Source organism: Lacticaseibacillus porcinae (assembly GCF_003946305.1).
In the GTDB taxonomy this organism is placed as follows: Bacteria; Bacillota; Bacilli; order Lactobacillales; family Lactobacillaceae; genus Lacticaseibacillus; species Lacticaseibacillus porcinae.
This window is the reverse complement of record NZ_RHNS01000001.1, coordinates 24,742-48,091: the sequence shown is the minus strand read 5'-3', so window position 1 is coordinate 48,091 and position 23,350 is coordinate 24,742. Positions and strand designations below refer to the sequence as shown.

Here is a 23,350-nt window from a genome sequence, read left to right as displayed (position 1 = left end):
GATTCTTTTTGACTTTATTGGTTGTCGAATTCATCTAAACCGAGTTTTTCTAAGATCAACGTTGCTGTTTCTTCGATGGAGCGGTGCGCGGTGTTGATCACTTCACAACCTAATTCTTTGTACAAGTTTTCTGCAAAGCCCAGTTCTTCGTTGACTTGATCACGTGCAGAGTAGGCAGTGTCTGGGTTTAACCCGTAAGCGATCATCCGCTGACGGCGAAATTCCATTAACACTGAAGCATCAGTGGTCAAACCAAAGATCTTTTTGCGGTCGACTTTGTAGATTTCATCAGGAATATGCGCGTTTGGCACCAATGGCAAGTTCGCCACTTTAAGGTTGCGGTTGGCCAAGAACAGCGATAATGGCGTTTTGCTGGTGCGAGAAACCCCGAGTAACACAATGTCAGCTTCCAAAAAGCCTTTAGGATCTTTGCCATCGTCGTATAACACGGCAAATTCCATTGCTGAGATCCGATCAAAGTACTTGGCGTTGAGATTGTGCACCGTGCCAGCGACACCAGAAGGTTGCTGGTGAATGTGGGCGGTGGCTTCTTTCAATAATGGCGCCATGACTTCGTTGAAGGTCACCCCTTGTTGTTGGGCATACGCTTTGGCATATTGGCCTAGGCCTGGGGTGACGAGAGTGGCGATCACGACGGCATTGTCGGCTTTGGCTTGGTCGATGATCTCTTCGAGTTTGCTTTCGGTGTGTGCGAAAGGAAAACGCAAATATCGCGGTGCGACGTCTTCATATTGGGCGGCGACGGCTTGAGCGAGCTTCAAGCCGGTTTCACCTACTGAGTCTGAAATAATGTAGAAGTTGAGTTCTTCTGCCATTGACGATCCTCCAAGTTGAATTGCGCTGATAGCGCTTTTATTGGTAATAGCTTCATTCTAGCACATTTTCTGGGTAGTTTCTTTGAATCACAGCGATTTCACGTGAATGCCGCACGTACGCCGCTGAAGCCGAATTTCCTTGTGAAAATGCATGAAACTTTTATCAAAAATCAGCAATGCCTTATTGACGCGGTTTTGATGGTTTGGTATCATAGCTTAGAACTGTTGGTGGGGTAATCTGTCAGTAGTTACACAGTGTCGGAGGGAGGGATATCATATGGCAAAGACAGTCGTTAAGAAAAACGAATCTCTCGATGATGCTCTTCGGCGTTTCAAGCGCACCGTGTCTAAGGCAGGTACCTTGTCCGAATACCGTAAGCGTGAATTCTACGAGAAGCCAAGCGTTAAGCGTAAGCTTAAGTCCGAAGCAGCTCGTAAGCGTAAGAAGCGTAAGTTTTAATCAAAGGACTTGGTGAAATAATGGCGTTGATCAACGAGCTCCAAGCTCAAATGAAAACCGCGATGAAGGCCAAGGACAAAGAAACCTTGAGCGTAGTCCGGATGTTGAAAGCTGCTGTGCAAAACAAGCAGATCTCACTGGGCCACGACTTAACGGAAGACGACGAGAAGAGTGTCTTAGCTACCGAATTGAAACAACGCAAGGATTCCCTTGCCGAGTTCAAGGCGGCTGGTCGAGACGACCTCGTGGCGCAACTGGAAGGCGAAATCAAAATCGTTGAGAGTTATCTCCCAGCCCAACTTGATGAAGCTGCGGTTGAGTCATTGGTCGATTCTGTGATCCAAGAAACCGGTGCAACCGGTAAGGCGGATTTTGGCAAGGTGATGAAGACCTTGATGCCTAAAGTCAAGGGGCAAGCGGATGGCGCTTTAGTCAACCGTATCGTCAAAGCAAAACTGAGCTAAGAAAAAGCCGTCTTCGCGACGGCTTTTTTGATGCCCACCGACAATTATGAAAAAGTAGGGAAATCGATGAAACATTGGGGATTCAGCCTCGTTGTACTGGGAATGGCGACAGGGTTTAGTTTAGTGGCAGCACAACCAGTCGCGGCAGTTGGTCGCGATCACATTACCACAGCAGATTTAAAAGCAAAAATCTCACAATTATCTACTGATGAGCAAATCGGTCAATTATTTATCAGTCGTGCACCAGCAACACCAGAACAAGTGAAAAGTGATGTCGCCAAGTATCACCTTGGCGGACTCGTGTTATTCGGAAGCGATTTTCAAGCCGGGTCAGCAGAAAGCTTGAAGCAAACCGTCGCGAGCTATCAAGCCGCTGCTAAAGTGCCATTGTTAGTTGCGACGGACCAAGAAGGTGGAACAGTTTCACGGTTATCCGACAGTCCCAGCTATCAAAATACCAACTGGTCTTCCCCACAAGACGCCTTTGCGGCAGGTGGCATGAGTAACGTCTTAGCTCAAGCCAAGCTCACTGCGGAAACGTTGAAATATGTTGGGGTAAATTGGAACTTTGCCCCGATTGCAGATGTCGCCGAAGATTCTAGCAATTATATTTATGATCGGACTTTTGGTCAAGGCTACCAATCAACTGCTGAGTATATTAAAAAAGTTGTTCCCGTTATGCAAAAACAAGGCGTTGGCGCGACGTTGAAGCATTTTCCAGGCTATGGTGCCGCTGGTGATACTCATACTGGGTTTGCCAAGATCACCACACCTTATGCTGAACTTGAGAAAAAAGATCTTTTGCCCTTTAAAGCAGGGATCGATGCTGGTGTTGACGGCATCATGGTCACCCATATTGTGATGGAAGCCATCGACAACACTTACCCGGCAAGCTTGTCACACAAAGTCATTACTGGGGTTTTACGCAAACAACTCGGTTACCGTGGCGTCATCATTACCGACGGGTTAGGGATGGGTGCGATCGGGCAGTTCAAAGCGGCGCACAATATTCCATCGATCGATGTGTTAGCTTTGCAAGCAGGCGATGATGCGGTGTTGGCGACAGATTATGCGACGGCGGTACCGGCGATCAAAGCCGCTTTACAAAATCATCAGTTGACGACCAAACAAATTACCACTGCAGATCTGCACTTATTTCAATTGAAAAACAAATTGGGGCTGTTGAAACCTGCCGATTATATCACCCCTAAGCTCGCGTTGAGTCAGTATCGTCAGCAACAGGCTAAAGTCACTGCCAACGTCGCTGTGACCATGCCAAGCGCCAAAGCCAACACCAAATTAAAAGTTTACGCCCATCATCAACTCGTTGATCAAGTGAAGTTGCCAAAATCTGGACGGGTGGCGATCGAAGTGAAGCGCACAAGCAAAGTCCAACCATTGACCTTCAAAGTTGCTGGTCATCAATTTAAATCAAAGCTTTGGGTACCCGCACGCGTAAACTGATACGCTATCCCGAAATGACGCGGCTTGTGGTAAAATATAGAGAAATTGTATCTTTTGAGGAGGCCAAACTTTTTGGCGGAAAACACCAGTAACAAGACCTTTTTGTTAAGTGATCCAGACGAAGCGATCACGATGGCTGGGATCAATGATGAACACTTCAAAATGATCGAATCAGCCTTAGATGTCACCATCGCGCCTTTTGGCAATGAATTGCGATTAAGCGGCGATAGTCACAATGCCAGCTTAGCGTATCAACTGTTGGCGCAGATCCAAAAGCTCTTGCAACAAGGCATCAAACTCTCAGCAGCAGATATTGCTAGCGGTTTGAACATGGCCAAACGCGGGACCTTGGATTATTTTGCTGACATGTACAATGAAACCTTGATCAAAGATGCCAAAGGCGCGCCGATCCGGGTCAAAAACTTTGGTCAACGGCAATATGTTAACAAGATCCGCCACAATGACATTACCTTTGGGATCGGCCCTGCCGGCACTGGGAAAACTTATCTCGCAGTGGTCATGGCAGTCGCTGCTTTGAAAGCTGGAGAAGTCGAGCGCATCATTTTAACCCGGCCAGCCGTTGAAGCTGGTGAGTCATTAGGCTTTTTGCCAGGGGACTTAAAAGAAAAAGTCGATCCTTACTTGCGGCCAGTTTATGATGCCTTGTACGCGGTACTTGGCAAAGAACACACCGATCGTTTGATGGACCGTGGCGTGATCGAAATTGCACCGTTGGCATACATGCGTGGGCGGACGTTAGATAACGCCTTTGCGATTCTCGATGAAGCGCAAAACACCACCCAAGCACAAATGAAAATGTTTCTCACCCGCTTAGGTTTTGGGTCAAAGATGATCGTCCAAGGAGATATCACCCAAATCGATTTGCCGCATAACGCGAAATCTGGTTTGATACAAGCCCAACACCTCCTGAAAAACGTTGACCACATCGCGTTTACTGAATTTTCTGCTGCAGATGTCGTGCGCCATCCAGTGGTGGCTGCGATCATCGATGCTTATGCCCAAACTGATGCCGAAACCCTTAAAGGAGAATAAACCCTGATGGATTTAGAATTTTACGATGATGACAACCGCTTAGATGCCGAACACCAAGACTTGGTGAAGAAGCTGGTGGCCTTTTGCGGTGAACAACTGAAAAAGCCTGAAGATACAGAAATGTCGATCACGATCGTGTCTGATGAAGAAATTCAACGCATCAACCGTGAATATCGCGACACTGATCGCGTGACTGATGTGATCAGCTTTGCCATTGAAGATGGGGAAGATGATTTACCTGACGTCCCAGGCTTGCCAGAAAATATCGGCGACTTGTTCATCGATCCTGACAAAGTCCGCGCGCAATCTGTCGACTACGGGCATTCTTTTGAACGCGAACTCGGCTACACCGTGGTGCACGGCTTCTTACACTTAAACGGTTATGATCACATCAAACCAGAAGATGAAGCAGTGATGATCCCATTGCAAGAAAAAATCTTAGATGCTTATGGCCTCAAACGGTAGTCCGGCGCATAAAAATAAACACTTTAGTCAATCACTTCGCCATGCCTTACATGGCGTCGGCTCAGCGCTAAAGCGTGAACGTAATTTACGCTTTGACCTGTTTGCCAGTGTGGTGGTGATCATTGCTGGGTTTTGGTTGCAAGTGACACGCCGTGATTGGTTATGGCTAGTGTTGGCGATGATTTCAGTGATCGCCGCAGAACTGGCTAATTCAGTGGTTGAAGCATTGGTGCGCCTACAAGTGGGACCAGACTTTGATTCAGATCCCTTGATCGGGCGCTTATTGAATATGGCGGCAGGGTTTGTGCTAGTGATCGGCATTGGCGCAGCGTTGATCGGTGTGCTGGTATTTTGGCCTTATCTATTTGGAGGTAAGTGACATGGATGATTTGATTCAAGTGGCAACCAAAGCGCGGGAGAAATCATATTCCCCATATTCCAAATTTGCGGTAGGGGCTGCCGTGAAGGCTAGCACCGGTGAGATCTTCGGCGGTTGCAACATTGAAAATGCCAGTTATGGCTTAAGCATGTGTGCAGAGCGCAATGCCATTTTCAATGCCGTGTCTGCTGGACATCAAGATCTGGTCGCCATCGCCGTGATCGGTCAAACGGAAGGCCCGATTTCACCATGTGGCGCATGTCGGCAAGTGATTTCAGAATTCCTGCCGCAAACAGCACCAGTTTATCTCACCAATTTATCCGGGAGCACTGTGACGACAACTGTTGCGGCGATTTTACCCGGGGCATTTTTAAAAGGAGAACTCATTTGACTCATCATTCAGGTTTTGTTTCCATCATCGGTCGCCCTAACGTCGGCAAGTCGACGTTTATGAACCGCGTCCTCGGCGAAAAAATTGCGATCATGTCGCCAAAAGCCCAAACGACCCGCAACAAGATCAACGGCATTTACACCACTGACGACGCGCAAATCGTGTTTGTCGACACCCCAGGGGTCCACAAACCGAAAAACGAACTCGACAACTACATGGATACGGCGGCATTGTCGACGTTAAACCAAGTCGACGCCGTGTTGTTCATGGTACCTGCTGACGAACGCCCAGGCGCTGGTGACCAATACATCATGAGTCAACTGGCCAATGTCACTAAGCCAGTGTACTTAGTAGTCAACAAAATTGATTTGATCACGCCAGATGAATTATTACCATTCATCGATCACTATCGTCATGGCCATGATTTTGCTGGCGTTTATCCAATTTCTGCAACGGAAGGGAACAATGTCGATGAATTGCTCACCGACTTGACCTCTAAGTTGCCAGAAGGCCCGCAATATTATCCTGATGATCAATTGACCGATCACCCAGAATATTTTGTGGTTGGTGAATTGATCCGTGAACAGATCTTACACCTCACGGAAAAAGAAATTCCCCATTCAGCAGCGGTAGTGGTTGAACGCATGAAAGACCGCACCGAAAATGGTAAGTTGATCATCGAAGCGTACATCATTGTTGAACGCGACGGTCAAAAAGCCATCGTGATCGGGAAAGGTGGCTCGATGCTTAAAAAAATCGGGACCCGAGCTCGCCGAGAAATCGAATTGCTGCTAGGGGAGAAGGTCAACTTGAAGTTATGGGTACGCGTCCAAAAGAATTGGCGCGACAACAACCAATACTTGCGCACCTTAGGTTATAACATGAAGGATCTCAAGTGAGTAAAGAAGTCGCTGAATTCAACGGTTTGGTGTTAGCCCGTCACAACTATCGGGAATCTGATATGTTAGTGAAGCTGATGACCGATCGTTTTGGCAAAAAAATGTTTATGCTCCATCGTGCTCGCAAGCCAGGATTTCGGATGGCGGCGGGCTTTTTGCCATTTACTGTCGGCACTTACGTCGGGTCGATCAATGATAACGGCTTAAGTTTTATGACCACTGTCAAAGATGCGACTCAGTTTCAACACATCAGCCAAGATATTGAACTCAATGCTTATGCGACTTATTTGTTGAGCTTGATCGATGAAGCCTTTCCTGATGGCGAAGCGATACCGCGATGGTATCAACAAGCCCAAACGTCGCTGCAGTTGATCGATGATGGTTTAGATCCTGCAGTGGTCACCAACATCACTGAAGTTCAGCTGCTGCAAGCATTCGGGGTGCAACCAGAATGGCGGGGATGTGTGATCGATGGTCGTAGCGACTTGCCGCTAGATTATTCAGAGCAATATGGTGGGGTGTTATGCCGCGACCATTGGCATCTGGATAATTATCGCTTCCATGTGTCACCTAAAGCGATGTACTTGTTGCGGTGGTTCTCCGTGGTGGATCTCAAGCAATTGCATAGCATTCAAGTCTCTGATGCCACGAAAAAAGACCTTCGACGCGTGCTTGATCGCATTTATCAAGATACAGTCGGCGTAGTGCCGAAAGCCAAGCAGTTTCTGGATCAAATGCATCAGTGGGATGCGAAGCTGCCACCACTGGCAGACGATGAAAAGCCTCAGTCAACTGACTGAGGCTTTTTTTAAGGTCAAACAGCGATAAATTACCGTTTATTAACGGACAAGCGTTCAATAATAAACAATCCAGCAAAAGTTTTAAAGCGCTAGCCACTTTCTATTAAACTATCGTTGTGTTAAATTATAGACAGATGTTCATTAATGACAAGGAGAAAACCGCTATGGATCGTCGTGTTCGCAAAACGCGCCAAGCGCTCACTGAAGCGTTCTTAGCCTTAGCCCAACAAAAACCTGAAGACCAAATTTCGGTCCAGGAACTGACTAATTTAGCTGATGTGGGTCGCGGGACATTTTATTTGCATTATCAAACAGTGCAAGACCTTGCCGATCAAATTACCGCCGACAGTTTGCAAGACCTGCTGGACAAGTTCACGCAAGCGGCCCCGGTGAAACTTGATGGCGCGTATACCACTTGGCTGAACGGGTTGATGCAGTATTTAACCGCACATAAAGCCGCTTTTACTCGCATCGCAAAAAACCCAGTCACGCCGAGCCTACATACGCAGTTGGTGACTGGATTTGAAGCGCCGCTGCCATACGAAGCCGCGGTGAATTGTTTTTTGGTGAATGGGGCGATCGGCTTGATCAAAACTTGGCTCACCCAAAGTCAAACATTGTCTCAAGCAGAAGTGGTGGCGTTGTTAAACGCTCAATTGTTGGCGTCTGACAGAAACGGTTTGGTCAACAATTCGGTCAAATAACTGCGTGCAGTATCTAAGGTAACGTTGTGTTGCGCCAAGAACACCCATTTTAAAACCAACAACACAGTGTTTGAGTAATATTGCGCCATTAATTCGATCGGTGTTTTGGTTTGATGATTGGATAAGCCATTGGCAAACAACTGCGTCATCACCTGATTGAAGTGGTGAATGAAGTCGTTGATCAACAAGCCATCGATCGGATTATGTTCGACGACGCGATTGAGTAAATCGTGGTGCTCAGTGAATAAGCGATAGACTTCATCAAACACCGCCAGCAGTGATTCATTCGTCGGCAAGGTTTGCGCCGCGTCGAGATGCGCATCTTTGCCGAGTTGATACCAGCAATAAGACACCAGGTCGTATTTGTCATCGAAGTAGTTGTAAAACGTTGCGCGCGGGTAGTCACAACGTGCACACAACTCATTGACTGTGATCTTTTCAAAGTTCTTTTCACCCAGTAACCCAAACATCGCTTCAGAAAACGCCTTTAACGTGCGCTGAGTGTTGCGATTCAACTTTTTCTGTGGATCATATTTCATGAAAATTAATCCCCTTACATTTAGACAAATCAATCATTGTGTCCAACTTTAGACGTCAGACTAAAGATTGTATCTTGTCTATTCCTTGACTCGAATCTATCATGAATTTTGTGGTTTTACAAGTGTCTAAATTTTGACGATGATATGAATTTTCTTGATGTTGATCAAGGCCCATTCAATCGCCAAGCCTTACGATATAAATCATGAAATTGTTGATACGAGGGGATAACATGAAGGAATTCACACAAAAGCATTACCCGGCGCTGATTGCTTGGATCGTGATCGTGGCCATCGCCATTATCGCGCTGCCTAACGTTTCGGCGCTGGTGCGTGAAAAAGGGGCAGTCACGCTGCCAGACAATGCACCAAGCCAAGTGGCATCGCGCATTGAAAAAAAGGCCAACGGGAACAAAGCGGTCCGCACGTATACGGCGGTGTTCTCTAACGGTGACAACAAACTGTCGACGCATCAATCCAAACAAATCGACACCAAGTTATCCGAACTCCAAAATGAGTCCGGCTTAACCGTCACCAAAGTCTTAGGCCCAAGCGACAACGCTGAAACTAAAAAGCAGCTCCAGGCGAAAGACGGTACCACGCAGCTGGCGCAGATCACGGTTAAAAACAATGGTCAAATCGCCAGTCAAGTCAAGAAGTTGCGCAGTCAGCTGAAGCTCAACGGCATCGATACTTATATCACCGGGGTCGATGCGTTAAACGATGATTTCTCCACTGTCACTGAAAAAGGGATCCAAAAAACTGAAGTGATCGCGGTGATCTTCATTTTCATCGTGTTGGTGTTGGTCTTCCGTTCACCGATCGTACCGGTCATTTCCTTATTAAACGTCGGGGTGGCGTTTATCACCAGTTTGTCGATCGTGATGAACTTGGTGCAACACTTCAACTTCCCATTATCTAACTTCACTCAAGTGTTCTTGGTGATCGTGTTGTTTGGGATCGGGACAGATTACAATATCCTATTATATGATTACTTTAAAGGCCAGCTTGCTGCCGGGGTGCCAGTTCTAGACGCTACTCGTGAAACTCGCCGTCATGGTGGCCGCACGGTATTGTACTCTGGGTTATCTGTGTTGATCGGGTTCTCCAGTTTGTGGTTAGCGAAGTTCCCATTTTATCAAAGTGCTTCTGCGGTGGCCATTGGGGTCGTCGTGTTACTACCAGTGTTGTTGACACTGAACATGTTCTTCATGAACGTTCTTGGCGAAAAAATGTTTTGGCCAAGTAAAGTGGCAGGTGGCGAAGGGTCTTCCAAGTTGTGGCACGGCTTGTCTCGCGCTGCGATCGCCCAGCCAGTGGTTGCCATCGCTGTGGTGTTAGCGGTCGGGGTACCTTTTGCTTTAGGGTATGATTCTGAATTAAACTTCAACAATGCTGATGAAGTGCCTTCTAGTTATCAATCAAAAGCTGGTTACCTAGTGATTCAAGATCACTTCTCCAAAGGGATGTCGGCACCAGCCACGATTTACATCAAGTCAGACAAGAAACTCGACACGCAAGCCAAGCTCGCGGCAATCGATGATCTGACGCAATATTTGCAAAAAGAACCAGGCATTAAAACGGTTGCTTCTGTCACCGAACCTGGTGGTAGCAAGTTGTCGCAAATGTATTTAGGTGATCAACTCCAAACCATCACCAAAGGTTTAAAAGCATCCCAAGCCGGTTTGAAGAAGATTCAAAGTGGGCTAGGCGCCGCCAATTCACAATTGTCTAGCTCTGACACCTCACAACAAATCGCTCAAGTGAAAAAACTTGCCAGTGGCTCAAGCCAAGTGCAAGCAGGGTTGAAGCAATACACTGATGGCGTCAAAGCCATCGACACCAACACTCAAAAGCTGGCTTCTGGTGCGCAACAAGTCGCCAGTGGCGCCGGTACTGCATCAAGTTCAGTGAAAACAGCAGCTAGTGGTGCCAGTGCTTTAGCCAGTGGGTCCAGTCAAGTCGCTAGTGGGGCACGATCTGCTGCTAGCGGTGCCAGTGCCTTAGCTAGTGGTGCCAGTCAAACGGCTAGTGGCGCGCAATCTGTTGCCAGTGGGGCCAACACGTTAGCCACTGGGGCAAGCAAAACTGCCAGTGGGGCCAAAGATGTTGCCAGCGGGGCAGCAACGGTTGCATCTGGTAACAGTCAATTGTCCGCTGCGACGAGTGCATTTACCACCAAGTTACCTGAAATGTCTGATCAACTCAGTCAATTATCTCAAGGGACCCAAGCGTTAGACACCAACTTAAATGCGATGAATGCGCAAATGGCGACCATTCAAACTGAAGCGCAAAACTTGCTGAAAGTGATCACGAACGCCCAAAATCAAGGGACCTTAAATGCTGTGATGCCAAGTGTCACCAAGCAATTAACCACGTTGACCAGTGGCATCAGCACTTTAGCTGGCGTTGCCACCAAAGTTAACACCGGTGTTTCTGGTTTCACCACGGCGATTCCTGAATTATCCAGCAATGTCTCGACTTTAACGAGCAGTGCTGCCAAGCTGGCTGCTGGCTCCAAGCAAGTTTCTGATGGTGCCAGTCAGGTTTCCGATGGTGCTAGTCAAGTCGCCAGTGGCAGCAAAAACCTTGCCAGTGGTAGCAATCAAGTTGCTAGTGCCGCTAATCAAGTGGCGAGTGGTTCAACCACATTAGCAGGCGGCTCCAGTCAAGTCGCTAGTGGCGCGAGTCAAGTTTCTGCTTCAACGCGTCAGCTTGCCAGTGGCTTAAACGCATTAGCGCTTGGTTCTGACACTTTGAGTAGTGGTGCGAGTCAAGTTGCTAACGGGACTAGTCAATTGGCAGCTGGCACCAAAAAGGCCGATGATAGCTCGGCAACTTTAACTTCTGGCGAAGACCAAGTTAACGCTGGCGTTCAAGAACTTAACACGAAACTTTCTGGCATGACCAAACAATTGTCAGCGTTAGGCACAGGGTTAACAGACGCTGACAAAGGGCTGTCGACGATCGCCAGTGGGTCTAAGACCATGCGGAGTTACTTGTTAGAATTGCAAAATTCCTACATGGGTAAAGATTTCTACTTGCCTAAATCATCGATCCATTCAAAGGCCTTCAAGCCAAGTTTGGATACTTACATGGCAGATGGTAAGCACATCACTTACTTCACTGTCGTCTTCAAAGGCGATCCCAACTCCACGAAAGCTAACACGCAATTCACCAATATGAAACGTGATTTGCAAGCCAAACTCAAACATTCTGCATTGAAAGGTAGCACCTTAGCGATCGCTGGGCAAACGGCTCAAGACAACGATTTGAGAAGCTTAGCCAACGGCGACTTCCAACGTACCGCGACGATCATGTTGATCGGGATCGCCATTGCGTTGATCGTGGTCACCCAATCGATCCTTCAACCTTTGACCATTTTAGGAACATTGGTCACTGCGTTCTTTGCTTCAATGGGGATCACCCGCTTATTCTCCATCCATGTGCTAGGCGATAACTTGTTGAGTTGGAACACACCATTCTTCACCTTCATTATGTTGATGGCGTTAGGGGTGGATTACAGTATCTTCTTGATGATCCGCTTTAAAGACGACAAACAAGAGCCTGATTTACGTCAACGAATGTTGAAAGCTTCGACCACTATTGGTGCGGTTGTCTTATCTGCTGCCGTGATCTTAGGTGGGACGTTTGCCGCGTTGATCCCAAGTGGCGTCACCACCTTGATTCAAGTGGCGTTAGGTGTGATCTTCGGGTTGATCATTTTAGTTATTTTGTTGCCGATCGCAATGAGCGGATTAGTTTCATTAAACGAATGGCATGAACAAAAGGAACACGAAACCAAGGAATAAGGACAAAAGTCGGCGAATGCCGGCTTTTTTTGTCGAGAGAATTTGCGTATACTTGAAAGCGTACGAGAAAGGATGTCCGCCTTGACTGAAATTAAATTGATCGCCTCTGACCTTGACCATACCTTATTAGATGAAGCCGGCCACTTGCCGCCGAAATTCTATGACACGATCCGCGCGGTACATGATGCGGGGATGCATTTTGTCGCGGCTTCTGGTCGCTCACTGTACACCTTAAAGCCGATGTTTGCGCCAGTGGCGGATGTCGTCAGCTTAGTTGCAGAAAATGGTGCCGTCGTCGTGCGTGATGGGGAAATGGTTTACTCGCAATTCATCCCGAAAGCTGAATACGTCCGTTTGATCAACTATACTTACAGCAAAAAACTTGGGGAACCGATTTTATGCGCGCTGGATACCGCCTATATTGCCAAATCCGCAGAAAAATATCGCGATTATTTCGACCAATTTTTTGCCAAGCTTGAAGTGGTTGACGATTTGACCCAAGTGGATGCGCAAGTTGCGAAGTACACCGTTTACTTCCCAGGTGGCGAAACTTATGACATTTTTGAACCTGATTATGCAACACCGTTCAAAGAAGAATTCCATGTCACCATCGGCGGGGATTATTTCTTGGATATGATGGCTTCTGGCGTTGATAAAGGCAATGCGTTGACGGAACTTGGCAAACTGATCGACGTCACCCCTGAAGAAATGGTCACATTCGGCGATAACTTAAATGATACAGAAATGCTAGCGATCGCCGGCCACAGCTTCGTGATGCAAGCTGGTCAAACAGAACTCGATCGCGTTGCCACTGAACGCATCGGGAGTAATTCTGATTATGCCGTGCAAGCGAAGATCAACGAGATCTTAGCCAATGGAGGTCAATTATGAGTCGCATTGCTGTTTATTGTGGCGCCAACACTGGTAATGATCCTAAATACATTACCGCAGCGCGTGATTTAGGCAAATGGTTAGTCGCCAATGGTCACAGTCTCGTTTATGGTGGCGGCGGTGTTGGGTTAATGGGCATTCTCGCTAAAACCGTGTTAATGCAAGATGGTCAAGTTACTGGCATTATGCCAGATAACTTATATAAGCGCGGGGCTGCACTAGAAGAGCTTGAAGACCTTGTCGTCGTGCCGAATATGGCCACTCGCAAAGCCGAAATGTTGCGAATGGCGAGTGGTTGCATTGCGTTACCTGGCGGCCCTGGCACTCTTGAAGAAATCTCTGAAGCTTTCTCATGGGCGCGGGTCGGCGATAATGATGCGCCTTGTGCCTTTTACAATGTGTTTGGCTATTGGGACCCGTTAGCGGAAATGTTTGATAAAATGGTGGCCAATGATTTCTTAACTGCAGAGCATCGCAGTAAGTTATTGTTTTCTGATGATTTAGATGAAATCGGTGCATTTTTCAAAACTTATACGCCACCGACGATTCGCAAATACTAGAGGTTATTCAAAGAAATCGCCAACTAATCGTGAATTGACAGAACATGATGAAGCGGTTACAATTTGACTCGTAATTAAATATTTGGTTCGTCTTCAGGGCAGGGTGCAATTCCCGACCGGCGGTGATAGTCCGCGACCCGCATGTGCATGCGGCTGACAAGGTGTGAGTCCTTGACCGATAGTATAGTCTAGAGTAAAGAAGATAGAGCTTATTTGAATCAACATTCAAGTGAGGTCTGTTTGCCTTTTGGGGAAACAGGCCTTTTTGGCTCTTCTGAAGCGACCAACATGGAGGAATGATCTATGTCTGGTTCTAAGGTGCACCGTTTAGTGGGGATCGCATTGCTGGCGGCAGTGGGATTTGTGTTACAAATGTTTTTAGCATTTCCAATTTTGCCGGGATTTGATTTTTTGAAACTCGATTTATCAGATCTCACAGTATTGATTGGCGGATTATTATATGGTCCAGCAGGTGGGATCATGGTAGCGTTTGTGCGGTCGTTGTTGCATTTTGTGATGACTGGCGGCGGGTTTGTGAACTTCATCGGCGATGGCACCGCGTTTGTCGCCAGTGTCTTGTTTATGTGGCCACCAGTGGCGTTGATGCATTCTAAAAACAGTTTATGGCGGCAAATCGCAGGTCTTGTTGGTGGGACCTTGACGTTGACTGTGGTGATGATCGTGTTGAACTGGTTAGTGTTGATGCCAGTGTACATGGCCGTGATGGGTTTTCACTTGGGAATGTCGCTGCTGAAGTATTGCGCGGTCGTCGTCGTCCCATTCAACCTGATCAAAGGCACCACCGTTTCGGTCGTGTTTTTCGCCTTAGCGAAAGCCTTGATGCCTTGGCTTGACAAGCAACATGCGATTCAAGCCAGTCGTTTGCAACATTCTCAAGTAAAGTGACCGCATAAGCATTGAAAACCTTGTGAAAGCTGGTATACTAAACACATATATTCGGTGTTGAGAAAAAGAATCACAGCTGCGAGCCAAGCGAGTGAGGGATAGTGAAAGCCTCATGCTTTTAACTGTGAGGGGCATTTCGAACCGATCAATCAAGTGCACGGCGTCAAAGCCGTGAAGTAGGGTGGAACCGCGCGTGAAGCGTCCCTATGTCAATTATTTGGCATAGTGGCGCTTTTTTGATTGGCACCGATAAAAAATAACTAACGCATGTCAGCCAGTAACTCATCAATTCGAACTGGCTGATCAAAGGAGATCTGACATGACCAAGAAAATGTCTGTCCAACAAATGATCCAGACCTTGCAAAAGTTCTGGGGCGACAAAGGTTGCATGTTGATGCAATCTTACGATACAGAAAAAGGTGCCGGTACCATGAGCCCTTACACGTTTTTACGTGCGATCGGCCCAGAACCATGGGCTGCAGCTTACGTGGAACCATCACGTCGTCCAGCTGATGGTCGCTACGGTGAAAACCCGAACCGTTTGTATCAACATCATCAATTCCAAGTGGTGATCAAGCCAAGTCCTAAAGAAGTCCAAAACTACTATTTGGATTCCTTGCGCGCCTTAGGGATCGAACCATTGGAACATGATATTCGCTTCGTTGAAGATAACTGGGAAAACCCATCCATGGGTTGCGCCGGTGTTGGTTGGGAAGTTTGGTTAGATGGCATGGAAGTCACCCAATTCACTTACTTCCAAGTGGTCGGCGGCCTTGAAGTTTCGCCTGTTACTTCTGAAATCACATACGGGGTTGAACGTTTAGCTTCCTATATTCAAGACGTGAACAATGTGTTTGATCTTGAATGGGGCGATGGCGTGCTATATGGCGACATTTTCAAAGAACCTGAATACGAACACTCTAAGTATTCCTTTGAAGAATCCAACCAAGACATGTTGTTGCAATTCTTCGACGCCTATGAAAAAGAAGCATGGCGCTTAATGGATCTCGGTTTGGTGCATCCCGCTTATGACTACATTTTGAAGTGCTCACATACTTTCAACTTGTTAGATGCCCGCGGGGTGGTTTCTGTGACTGAACGTGCCGGCTATATGAACCGCATTCGTAAAATGGCCCACAAAGTTGCGCGTGCCTTCGTTGAAGAACGCAAAAAGTTGGGCTTCCCATTGTTGAAGCATGCAGAGGAGGCCGCAAAATAATGGCAAACTACTTAATTGAAATCGGTTTGGAAGACATGCCAGCGCATGTGGTTACCCCAAGCCTCAAACAATTCGCTCAAAAAACTGCCAAGTATCTCAAAGACAATAACTTGGACTTTGGCGAGATCAAACAATATGCCACGCCTCGGCGCTTGGCATTGCTCATCGAAGGCTTAGCTGACAAGCAAGCTGACGTTGAAGAAGATCTTAAAGGCCCAGCCAAGAAAATCGCGCAAGACGCTGATGGCAACTGGACGAAAGCCGCGATCGGCTTCACTCGCGGTCAAGGGATGACGGTTGACGATATCGAATTTCGCGAACTCAAAGGCGTTGACTATGTGTACTTGCACAAAGCCGTTGCTGGCAAGCCTGCTGCTGAAATTCTCGGTGGGTTGATCAAAGTCATCAAGTCGTTGACCTTCCCAACTCGGATGAAGTGGGGCAACAACGATTTTGAATATATTCGCCCGATTCACTGGTTAACGTCTTTACTCGACGATCAAGTGGTCCCAATGTCGTTATTAGACGTTGAAGCTGGTCGCACCACTGAAGGTCACCGTTTCTTAGGTCACGCGGTTGAATTGAAGACTGCTACTGACTACGTTGACGCGTTGAAAGCGCAATTTGTGATCGTTGAACCGGCTGCGCGCAAGCAACTGATCGCAGATCAAATCGCGAAGATCGCTGAAGACAATGCTTGGACCATTGATTTAGACGCTGACTTATTAGAAGAAGTCAACAACTTAGTCGAATGGCCGACTGCTTTTGCTGGGCGTTTTGATGAAAAATACTTGGCGATCCCAGAAGCTGTTCTCATCACTTCCATGAAAGATAACCAACGCTACTTCTATGCCCGCGATGCGCAAGGTAAAATGGTCAACGCGTTTATCGGCGTTCGCAATGGTAACTCCGATTACATGGAAAATGTTATCGCTGGTAACGTCAAAGTGTTGACCGCTCGCCTTGAAGATGCCGCGTTCTTTTATGCAGAAGATCAAAAGAAGACCATCGCTGACTTCACCAAGCGTCTGGAAACAGTCAGCTTCCATGATAAAATCGGGAGCATGGCTGACAAAATGCGTCGTACCAAGACGATTGCTGGTTTGTTAGCTGATCAATTCGGGTTGAACGCTGACGATAAAGCCCATGTTTTACGTGCGGCTGAAATCTACAAGTTTGACTTAGTCAGCGCCATGGTCGGCGAATTCGCTGAACTGCAAGGAACCATGGGTGAAGTTTACGCGAACCTTGCTGGTGAAGATAAAGCCGTCGCCCAAGCGATCCGCGAACATTACATGCCAATTTCTGCCGATGGCGCCTTGCCTGCAAGCTTAGTCGGCACCGTCCTTGCGTTAGCAGACAAATTGGAATCATTGATGAGCTTCTTTGCCGTTGACCTGATCCCAAGTGGCTCCAATGACCCTTATGCATTGCGTCGTCAAGCTTATGGGATCGTTCGCATGATCGCGGCACATCACTTCTCCTTTGATGTCAACGCGGTGCAAGCCGCTGCGGTCAAAGCGCTGGCTGACAATGATCAACTTGCAGGCTTAGATTACAACGCGAACGCCGCTGCTTTAGCAGACTTCATGCGTGATCGTGTCAACCAATTCTTAGCTGGACAAAAAGTTCGCCATGACTTAGTCGACGCCGTATCTGCTGCTCCAACTGTCGATGTGGAAGCGATGATCGATGCTGCCAACGTTTTATCAGCACATCAAGACGACGATAACTTCAAGCCTGTCATGGAAGCCTTAGGCCGTGTGACTCGTATCGCTGACAAAACACCAGAAGAAGGGGCCGTTGACGCGAAGTTATTCGAAAACCCATCCGAAAAAGCCTTGCATGATGCTGCCGTGGCAGTAGCGATCAAGTTTGATGACAAACCAAGCGAAGCGAACTATCAAGCGTTAGCAAGCCTTGAACCGGTGATCACTGAATACTTCACGGAAACCATGATCATGGCAGACGATGACAACGTTCGTACCAACCGCTTACGTGAATTGACGAACCTTGCTAACTTGATCCATCAATTCGGTGCGGTGGCGCAAGTCATTGTGAAGTAATTAAACATCGATGTCGGCTAATCGAATCGTTTGTGACATATTGGATGTTTAGGTCGTTGACGGAAGTAAAAAGTGTGGAGGCGGGCTGAATATCAGTCGTGGAGCTCTTAGCGGTTTACCGCATAGAGCTCAGCGAGAAGGAGATCCACTCGCGGTCTTTGCGAGTTAGCTCCGACGAGCGTCATTGCTCTACTTCGGTCGCCATATTCAGCCCGCCGGAACGCTTTTTACTGGGATGCAAAAAACATTTGCTTACGATAAATTAGTACTTGCAAAACCAGGCCTCAGCGGCTATACTATAGGTTGCAGTATTTTGCGCTGACACGATCTCGAAAGTCGCATTTCACCATGAAGTGCGACTTTTTACCGCTACGAGGAGGTGAGGACATGGCAGGGATGATCCCCGAAACCAAAATCGATGAAGTGCGCAATAGCGTTAACATCGCCGATTATGTGGGGCAATATGTGCAATTGCACAACGCCGGTCAGAATCTTTTTGGCATTTGTCCTTTCCATGATGAAAACACACCGAGTTTTTCGGTGAACGAGTCCAAGCAGATCTTCAAATGCTTTTCTTGTGGTCGCGGCGGCAACGTCTTCTCGTTTGTGCAACAATATGACAACCTGAGCTTCCCAGAAGCAGTGGTCAAAGTCGCTGAATTCGCGCATATCGACCTCGGTGTCACGGTGCAAAGCAATCGCGCACCCGTTGATCCTGAAGTTGCAGCACAAAAGGATTTGTTGAAAAAAGTCACCGACATGTGCCACCACATTTTGGTGAACACGACTGCCGGTGAAAAAGCGCTAGCGTACTTGACGGATCGTGGCTTGACGCGCGCAACCATCGATCACTTCGACATTGGCTACGCACCTAAAGACCGCACGTTGATACGCACGTTTTTGGAACAGCAACAAGTCGATTATGCGACGCAACGCGCCAGCGGGTTATTTGTTGAAGATGAACATGCCACTTTGTTTGATCGCTTCAACGATCGCGTGATGTTTCCATTGAAAGACGCATTTGGGGATGTGATCGGCTTTTCTGGCCGGGTACTGGACAAAGAATCGCATCAAGCGAAGTATTTGAACAGTCCTGAAACCAAGCTGTTCAACAAGCGCGACGTGTTGTTCAACCTCGACACCGCCAAAAACGAATTCAAGCAATTCGGTTCCGCCGTCTTGTTTGAAGGGTTTATGGATGTGATCGCGGCGTATCAAGCTGGGGTACCTGTGGGGATCGCGTCCATGGGCACGAGCCTCACCCAAGAGCAAGTCAACATCATCGCTAAGCAGACAAGGCAGTTGACGATTTGTTACGATGGCGATGAACCTGGACAAAACGCCACAGCTCGAGCTTTGACATTAGTGCAAAATCACAAACGTCTGCAAACCAATGTGGTGGTGTTGCCAGATGGCATGGACCCTGATGAATATATCAAAGCTCGTGGCGCTGACGCTTTTAAACAACAAGTCCAAACCGTGTTAACGCCGACTGCCTTTGCCTTGCACCATGGAGCGCTTGGGTTGGACATGACCAATGACGCAGACAAGTTGCAATACTTGGATGCCGCATTGAAAACTGTTGCCCAAGTGCCAGCTGGTGCTGAACAAGCGGTGTACTTGCAACAGATTTCTCAAACCACTGGCGTTGCCGTCAACGATTTGAAAGTCTCGCTGCCACAACCGACAGTTCAGCCTGCTAGCAGCGCGTCTGAATACGCGCCTTGGCCTGATGAGGCGCCACCGCCAATGCCAGACGACGGCCAAGGCTTCGGCATGCCAGTCATGCCAGCGCCGGTGCAACATTTTGACAAATTCGAACAAGCTGAGCGGCAATTACTCGCTTATGCTTGGATCGAACCGGCAGTGGCAGCACGGCTGCATCAAAGTCACTTTCAATTTGGGCATGCCCAATATCAAAGTTTGTTTGATGCGTGGGTGCAATACGCGGCAGCGACTGATCCGCCGCAATTTGCTGGGTATTTGGACCATGTGCCGCAAGACTTGGTGGCGTTGGCAACTAATTTAAGTGAACAAACCTATCCTGAACCTGATGATGACGTCATCGAAGAGTTGATCGCCTTGGCTGGCAAAGAAGATGCCTATGCGCAGCTTCAACAAGTCAAAGCAGCGCTTCATCAAGCGCAGGTATTAGGGGATAAAGCGGGGGCGACCCAATTAGGCATGCAATATATTCAACTGTTGCGTGCTTATAAGACCGGAAGTGTTGCTGAGTAGGCAATGGCATTTTCAAGGAGGAACTTTAATGGCTGAAAAAACCACGAAAACCGATCCAAAATATGATGCTGCCGTTAAGCAGATCATCAAAGACTACAAAAAGGCCAAACAAATCACCGATGATGATTTGGCTCACAAGGTAGTTAAGCCTTTTGCACTGCGCAGCGAAGCCGTTGATGATCTGATGCAAAAACTTGAAGACAACGGCATTTCTGTTGTCGACAAAAATGGTGATCCTACGGCCCAATCGATCAAAAGCACCAAAGCCGTCACCAAAAAGGAAATGAAAGATCTTTCTGCACCAAGTGGCGTCAAGATCAACGACCCTGTGCGGATGTACCTCAAAGAAATCGGCCGTGTCAACTTGTTGACTGCTGATGAAGAAGTCGCTTTGGCGTTGAAGATCGAAGCCGGCGACCCAGAAGCCAAGCAACGTTTAGCTGAAGCTAACTTGCGTTTGGTGGTTTCCATTGCCAAGCGTTACGTTGGCCGTGGCATGCAGTTCTTGGATCTGATCCAAGAAGGGAACATGGGGTTGATGAAAGCTGTTGAGAAATTTGATTACCGTAAAGGCTTCAAATTCTCCACTTACGCCACTTGGTGGATCCGTCAGGCCATCACGCGCGCCATCGCTGACCAAGCCCGCACGATTCGGATCCCTGTGCACATGGTCGAAACTATCAACAAATTGATCCGCATCCAACGTCAACTCCTTCAAGACTTAGGCCGCGAACCTACGCCTGAAGAAATTGGTGCCGAAATGGATATGCCAACGGATAAAGTCCGTGAGATCTTGAAAATCGCTCAAGAACCAGTTTCTCTTGAAACCCCAATTGGTGAAGAGGATGATTCTCACTTAGGCGACTTTATCGAAGATGCTGATGCGACGAGTCCTGAAGACCATGCCAGCTACGAATTGCTTAAAGAACAACTCGAATCTGTGCTTGATACTTTAACTGACCGTGAAGAAAACGTTTTACGTTTGCGCTTCGGGTTAGACGATGGCCGCACTCGCACTCTTGAAGAAGTCGGTAAAGTCTTTGGCGTCACCCGTGAACGGATCCGTCAAATCGAAGCCAAAGCCTTGCGGAAGCTTCGTCACCCAAGTCGTTCCAAGCAACTCAAAGATTTCCTTGAATAGCATTCAAGTTTTAGGTCAGGCCGCGTGCCTGGCCTTTTTTGGTGGCTTAGTAGCTAAATTCGACCCCAAAGCACCACTCAGGTTTGGTATACTAAATACAGAAAATTTTTCAAAGGGGATCAACATGACAATTCATTTATCCAAACGTTTGGCCCAAATTGCCAGCTTCGTCGAATCAGGGGCGCGCTTAGCAGACATCGGTACTGACCACGCGTATATCCCGATTGCATTAGCCCAAGACGGCGTGATCGATTTTGCGGTGGCTTCTGATATCGGGGCAGGCCCTTGCAAAATTGCCAAAGCCAACATTGAACAAGCTGGCGTCGCTGACAAAATTGTGGTGCGTCAAGCAGACGGCTTAAGCGGCATCAAGGCGGAAGATGACATTGATACGATCATCATTGCCGGTATGGGTGGCGAGTTAATGGTGGAATTATTGGAAGCAGGCCTCACGCAACTCGATGGTACCGAAAGTTTTATTTTGGAACCGAACCGCGACGACTACACGGTACGTGAATGGTTGGCCAAACACGAATTTGGGATTTTGGATGAAGCGTTGTTAGAAGATGAAGGCCATGTTTATCCGATCATCGTGGCCGGTCAAACTAGTCCTGAAGTGCCATACACTGAAGCGGACTTGGTGCTTGGCCCAGTGCTCAAGCGCAAGCGAGGCGTAGTGTTTGAGCAACAACTCGCCCGCAATATTGCCACTGAAGAATTTATTCTGGCCAGCTTGCAAAAAGCGACCTCTGACAACTCTGAGAAAATTGCTGCAGTTCAAGCGCGTTTGGACTTGTTAAAGGAAGCGCAACATGACTAAAGGCTTAGATATTATTGCCAGATTTGAACAATTTGCCCCTAAAGCTTTGGCAGTGCCAGGGGATCCCATCGGCATTCAAATCGGTGATGCGACTAAAACCGTGAAGCGCGTCTTAGTGACTTTAGATGTACGTCCAGAAGTGGTGGAGGAAGCCATCGCGTTAAACTGCGATATGATTTTTGCTCATCACCCAGCGATGTTTCGACCCGCGAAGAATTTAAATTATGCGAACCCGCAATTTGCGATGTATGCCAACTGCATTCGCCATGATCTACTGGTGTATGCTGCACATACCAACTTGGATGCTGCGATCGGTGGGATGAATGATTGGTTGGCCCAAGCGTTGAAGTTATCAAAGGTGTTGCCATTCATCGAATCAGGCGATGAAGAACATATGGGCCGGATCGGGCAACTGCCGCAACCACTCAGCTTAAAAGCGTTCGTTGCCCAAGTGAAACTTGCTTATCATGTCCCAGCGTTGCGGGTGATCGCCAATGATTTGACCCGTCCGGTGCAAACTGTTGCGATTTTAGGTGGTGACGGTGGGAAGTTCTACTTGGACGCGCAAGAAGCAGGTGCTGACGTTTATATCACTGGGGATGTCTACTACCATACTGGTCATGATATGTTAGCGGCTGATATGCCAGTGATCGACCCTGGGCATCATATCGAAAGCATTATGAAGTCGCATGTCGCTGAATTACTTAATGAATGGTCACAAGAAAATGGGTGGGGGATCCAAGCAGTCGCTTCGACGCTAAATACAGATCCATATACCTTTATGTAAAAAATCTCCGCTGACGTGGAAACGTCAGCGGAGATTTTTACGTTGTGGCACACCAAATCCACGAAACAGTATTCTGCTTCGTGGATCCACGGCTTTTATGCCATTCAATTACGTGTCTGCGGTATCAAGCATTTCAAGGACGTTGCTGCGGGCCTTGGCTTATTAGACCTCAACCACGTTCGTTGCTAATCGGCTTTGCACTGCCTTTCGCAAACAGACGTCGCCTTGCGTCTCACGTCACCGTGAGGGCACTACTCCCGGCTGTAACTGGTTTGAGTCCACGACTGGGACCCTTCAGTACCGGCACTTTGGAACTGGAGATCTAGCAGCGCTCGACAGCTAAGCCCAGATGCTACGGGATGGTCTCCGAGAGTTTAGCGGGCACTTCCACCCGTCGCGAAGTGGTACGGGTGACCTGCGCTAAGCCACTCACTCCTCATAGAATTCGAAATTATGATA

The 23,350-nt window shown here is 47.8% G+C and carries 22 protein-coding genes and 1 riboswitch; of the genes, 20 read left to right on the top strand and 2 right to left on the bottom strand.

The features are described 5' to 3' along the window. Positions 1-14 precede the first annotated feature (14 nt). Positions 15-836: a pyruvate, water dikinase regulatory protein gene (locus tag EKM92_RS00205; protein WP_125706776.1), complete on the bottom strand. Its 822-nt coding sequence runs from the start codon at positions 834-836 to the stop codon at positions 15-17. A gap of 277 nt (positions 837-1,113) precedes the next feature. On the opposite strand from EKM92_RS00205, the gene rpsU reads away from it, so the two are divergent. The 10 genes from rpsU (at position 1,114) to EKM92_RS00155 (ending at position 7,915) form a co-directional block, all read left to right on the top strand. Continuing rightward, entirely contained in the window at positions 1,114-1,296 is a 183-nt protein-coding gene (gene rpsU / locus EKM92_RS00200) for a 30S ribosomal protein S21 (protein ID WP_054714142.1), read from the top strand. A 20-nt stretch (positions 1,297-1,316) separates the two neighbouring features. Continuing rightward, positions 1,317-1,760 carry a GatB/YqeY domain-containing protein gene (locus EKM92_RS00195; RefSeq protein ID WP_125706775.1) on the top strand — a complete coding sequence of 148 codons (444 nt, stop codon included), beginning with the start codon at positions 1,317-1,319 and terminating at the stop codon, positions 1,758-1,760. A gap of 66 nt (positions 1,761-1,826) precedes the next feature. Further along, the gene (locus EKM92_RS00190) at positions 1,827-3,224 is read left to right on the top strand and encodes a glycoside hydrolase family 3 N-terminal domain-containing protein (protein ID WP_164509844.1); all 1,398 of its coding nucleotides are present in this window, start codon (positions 1,827-1,829) and stop codon (positions 3,222-3,224) included. Between the two features lie 72 nt (positions 3,225-3,296). Next, entirely contained in the window at positions 3,297-4,277 is a 981-nt protein-coding gene (locus EKM92_RS00185) for a PhoH family protein (protein ID WP_125706773.1), read from the top strand. Between the two features lie 6 nt (positions 4,278-4,283). Then, entirely contained in the window at positions 4,284-4,742 is a 459-nt protein-coding gene (ybeY, locus tag EKM92_RS00180; RefSeq protein ID WP_125706772.1) for an rRNA maturation RNase YbeY, read from the top strand. Next, on the top strand, positions 4,720-5,121 hold the full coding sequence (locus tag EKM92_RS00175) for a diacylglycerol kinase family protein (protein WP_125706771.1): 402 nt from the start codon (positions 4,720-4,722) through the stop codon (positions 5,119-5,121). Before ybeY ends, EKM92_RS00175 begins: the two co-directional genes overlap by 23 nt. A gap of 1 nt (position 5,122) precedes the next feature. Then, a complete protein-coding gene (locus tag EKM92_RS00170) occupies positions 5,123-5,512 on the top strand; it encodes a cytidine deaminase (RefSeq protein WP_125706770.1) in 390 nt (129 codons plus the stop codon). Beyond that, positions 5,509-6,411 (top strand): GTPase Era, encoded by a 903-nt coding sequence (gene era, locus EKM92_RS00165; protein WP_125706769.1) that lies wholly within the window; start codon positions 5,509-5,511, stop codon positions 6,409-6,411. The genes EKM92_RS00170 and era overlap by 4 nt, the downstream gene beginning before the upstream one ends. After that, positions 6,408-7,211 carry a DNA repair protein RecO gene (gene recO, locus EKM92_RS00160; RefSeq protein WP_125706768.1) on the top strand — a complete coding sequence of 268 codons (804 nt, stop codon included), beginning with the start codon at positions 6,408-6,410 and terminating at the stop codon, positions 7,209-7,211. Before era ends, recO begins: the two co-directional genes overlap by 4 nt. A 164-nt stretch (positions 7,212-7,375) precedes the next feature. Beyond that, positions 7,376-7,915, top strand: coding sequence for a TetR/AcrR family transcriptional regulator (locus tag EKM92_RS00155; RefSeq protein ID WP_125706767.1), 540 nt, complete (start codon positions 7,376-7,378; stop codon positions 7,913-7,915). Here EKM92_RS00155 and EKM92_RS00150 read toward each other — a convergent pair. Then, a complete protein-coding gene (locus EKM92_RS00150; protein WP_125706766.1) occupies positions 7,864-8,454 on the bottom strand; it encodes a TetR/AcrR family transcriptional regulator in 591 nt (196 codons plus the stop codon). The two genes, EKM92_RS00155 and EKM92_RS00150, sit on opposite strands and share 52 nt — an antisense overlap. 230 nt (positions 8,455-8,684) lie before the next feature. Here EKM92_RS00150 and EKM92_RS00145 point away from each other — a divergent pair, with 230 nt between their 5' ends. The 10 genes from EKM92_RS00145 to EKM92_RS00100 all read left to right on the top strand — a co-directional run bounded on the left by EKM92_RS00145 (position 8,685) and on the right by EKM92_RS00100 (position 22,891). Next, a complete protein-coding gene (locus EKM92_RS00145; RefSeq protein ID WP_164509843.1) occupies positions 8,685-12,263 on the top strand; it encodes an MMPL family transporter in 3,579 nt (1,192 codons plus the stop codon). Between the two features lie 81 nt (positions 12,264-12,344). Continuing rightward, complete coding sequence (locus tag EKM92_RS00140) at positions 12,345-13,154, top strand: HAD-IIB family hydrolase (RefSeq protein WP_164509842.1); 810 nt, start codon at positions 12,345-12,347, stop codon at positions 13,152-13,154. Then, positions 13,151-13,714: an LOG family protein gene (locus EKM92_RS00135; RefSeq protein ID WP_125706763.1), complete on the top strand. Its 564-nt coding sequence runs from the start codon at positions 13,151-13,153 to the stop codon at positions 13,712-13,714. The genes EKM92_RS00140 and EKM92_RS00135 overlap by 4 nt, the downstream gene beginning before the upstream one ends. A gap of 85 nt (positions 13,715-13,799) precedes the next feature. Then, positions 13,800-13,922, top strand: a riboswitch (FMN riboswitch). A 95-nt stretch (positions 13,923-14,017) separates the two neighbouring features. Continuing rightward, a complete protein-coding gene (locus EKM92_RS00130; protein WP_125706762.1) occupies positions 14,018-14,620 on the top strand; it encodes an ECF transporter S component in 603 nt (200 codons plus the stop codon). Positions 14,621-14,939: 319 nt separating this feature from the next. Beyond that, positions 14,940-15,839: a glycine--tRNA ligase subunit alpha gene (gene glyQ, locus EKM92_RS00125; protein WP_125706761.1), complete on the top strand. Its 900-nt coding sequence runs from the start codon at positions 14,940-14,942 to the stop codon at positions 15,837-15,839. After that, positions 15,836-17,905, top strand: coding sequence for a glycine--tRNA ligase subunit beta (gene glyS / locus EKM92_RS00120; RefSeq protein ID WP_191988940.1), 2,070 nt, complete (start codon positions 15,836-15,838; stop codon positions 17,903-17,905). The genes glyQ and glyS overlap by 4 nt, the downstream gene beginning before the upstream one ends. A gap of 396 nt (positions 17,906-18,301) precedes the next feature. Next, positions 18,302-20,143: a DNA primase gene (gene dnaG, locus EKM92_RS00115; RefSeq protein ID WP_125707471.1), complete on the top strand. Its 1,842-nt coding sequence runs from the start codon at positions 18,302-18,304 to the stop codon at positions 20,141-20,143. A 28-nt stretch (positions 20,144-20,171) separates the two neighbouring features. Further along, positions 20,172-21,284, top strand: coding sequence for an RNA polymerase sigma factor RpoD (gene rpoD / locus EKM92_RS00110; protein ID WP_125706759.1), 1,113 nt, complete (start codon positions 20,172-20,174; stop codon positions 21,282-21,284). 124 nt (positions 21,285-21,408) lie between these two features. Continuing rightward, the gene (locus EKM92_RS00105; RefSeq protein ID WP_125706758.1) at positions 21,409-22,104 is read left to right on the top strand and encodes a tRNA (adenine(22)-N(1))-methyltransferase; all 696 of its coding nucleotides are present in this window, start codon (positions 21,409-21,411) and stop codon (positions 22,102-22,104) included. Further along, positions 22,097-22,891 carry a Nif3-like dinuclear metal center hexameric protein gene (locus EKM92_RS00100; protein WP_125706757.1) on the top strand — a complete coding sequence of 265 codons (795 nt, stop codon included), beginning with the start codon at positions 22,097-22,099 and terminating at the stop codon, positions 22,889-22,891. The genes EKM92_RS00105 and EKM92_RS00100 overlap by 8 nt, the downstream gene beginning before the upstream one ends. Positions 22,892-23,350 lie beyond the last annotated feature (459 nt).

Bases quoted from the DNA above. Each gene is read 5' to 3' on its own strand.
- EKM92_RS00205 (WP_125706776.1), bottom strand. From the start codon at position 836: ATGGCAGAAGAACTCAACTTCTACATTATTTCAGACTCAGTAGGTGAA.
- rpsU (WP_054714142.1), top strand. From the start codon at position 1,114: ATGGCAAAGACAGTCGTTAAGAAAAACGAATCTCTCGATGATGCTCTT.
- EKM92_RS00195 (WP_125706775.1), top strand. From the start codon at position 1,317: ATGGCGTTGATCAACGAGCTCCAAGCTCAAATGAAAACCGCGATGAAG.
- EKM92_RS00190 (WP_164509844.1), top strand. From the start codon at position 1,827: ATGAAACATTGGGGATTCAGCCTCGTTGTACTGGGAATGGCGACAGGG.
- ybeY (WP_125706772.1), top strand. From the start codon at position 4,284: ATGGATTTAGAATTTTACGATGATGACAACCGCTTAGATGCCGAACAC.
- EKM92_RS00175 (WP_125706771.1), top strand. From the start codon at position 4,720: ATGCTTATGGCCTCAAACGGTAGTCCGGCGCATAAAAATAAACACTTT.
- EKM92_RS00170 (WP_125706770.1), top strand. From the start codon at position 5,123: ATGGATGATTTGATTCAAGTGGCAACCAAAGCGCGGGAGAAATCATAT.
- EKM92_RS00155 (WP_125706767.1), top strand. From the start codon at position 7,376: ATGGATCGTCGTGTTCGCAAAACGCGCCAAGCGCTCACTGAAGCGTTC.
- EKM92_RS00150 (WP_125706766.1), bottom strand. From the start codon at position 8,454: ATGAAATATGATCCACAGAAAAAGTTGAATCGCAACACTCAGCGCACG.
- EKM92_RS00145 (WP_164509843.1), top strand. From the start codon at position 8,685: ATGAAGGAATTCACACAAAAGCATTACCCGGCGCTGATTGCTTGGATC.
- EKM92_RS00135 (WP_125706763.1), top strand. From the start codon at position 13,151: ATGAGTCGCATTGCTGTTTATTGTGGCGCCAACACTGGTAATGATCCT.
- EKM92_RS00130 (WP_125706762.1), top strand. From the start codon at position 14,018: ATGTCTGGTTCTAAGGTGCACCGTTTAGTGGGGATCGCATTGCTGGCG.
- glyQ (WP_125706761.1), top strand. From the start codon at position 14,940: ATGACCAAGAAAATGTCTGTCCAACAAATGATCCAGACCTTGCAAAAG.
- dnaG (WP_125707471.1), top strand. From the start codon at position 18,302: ATGATCCCCGAAACCAAAATCGATGAAGTGCGCAATAGCGTTAACATC.
- rpoD (WP_125706759.1), top strand. From the start codon at position 20,172: ATGGCTGAAAAAACCACGAAAACCGATCCAAAATATGATGCTGCCGTT.
- EKM92_RS00105 (WP_125706758.1), top strand. From the start codon at position 21,409: ATGACAATTCATTTATCCAAACGTTTGGCCCAAATTGCCAGCTTCGTC.
- EKM92_RS00100 (WP_125706757.1), top strand. From the start codon at position 22,097: ATGACTAAAGGCTTAGATATTATTGCCAGATTTGAACAATTTGCCCCT.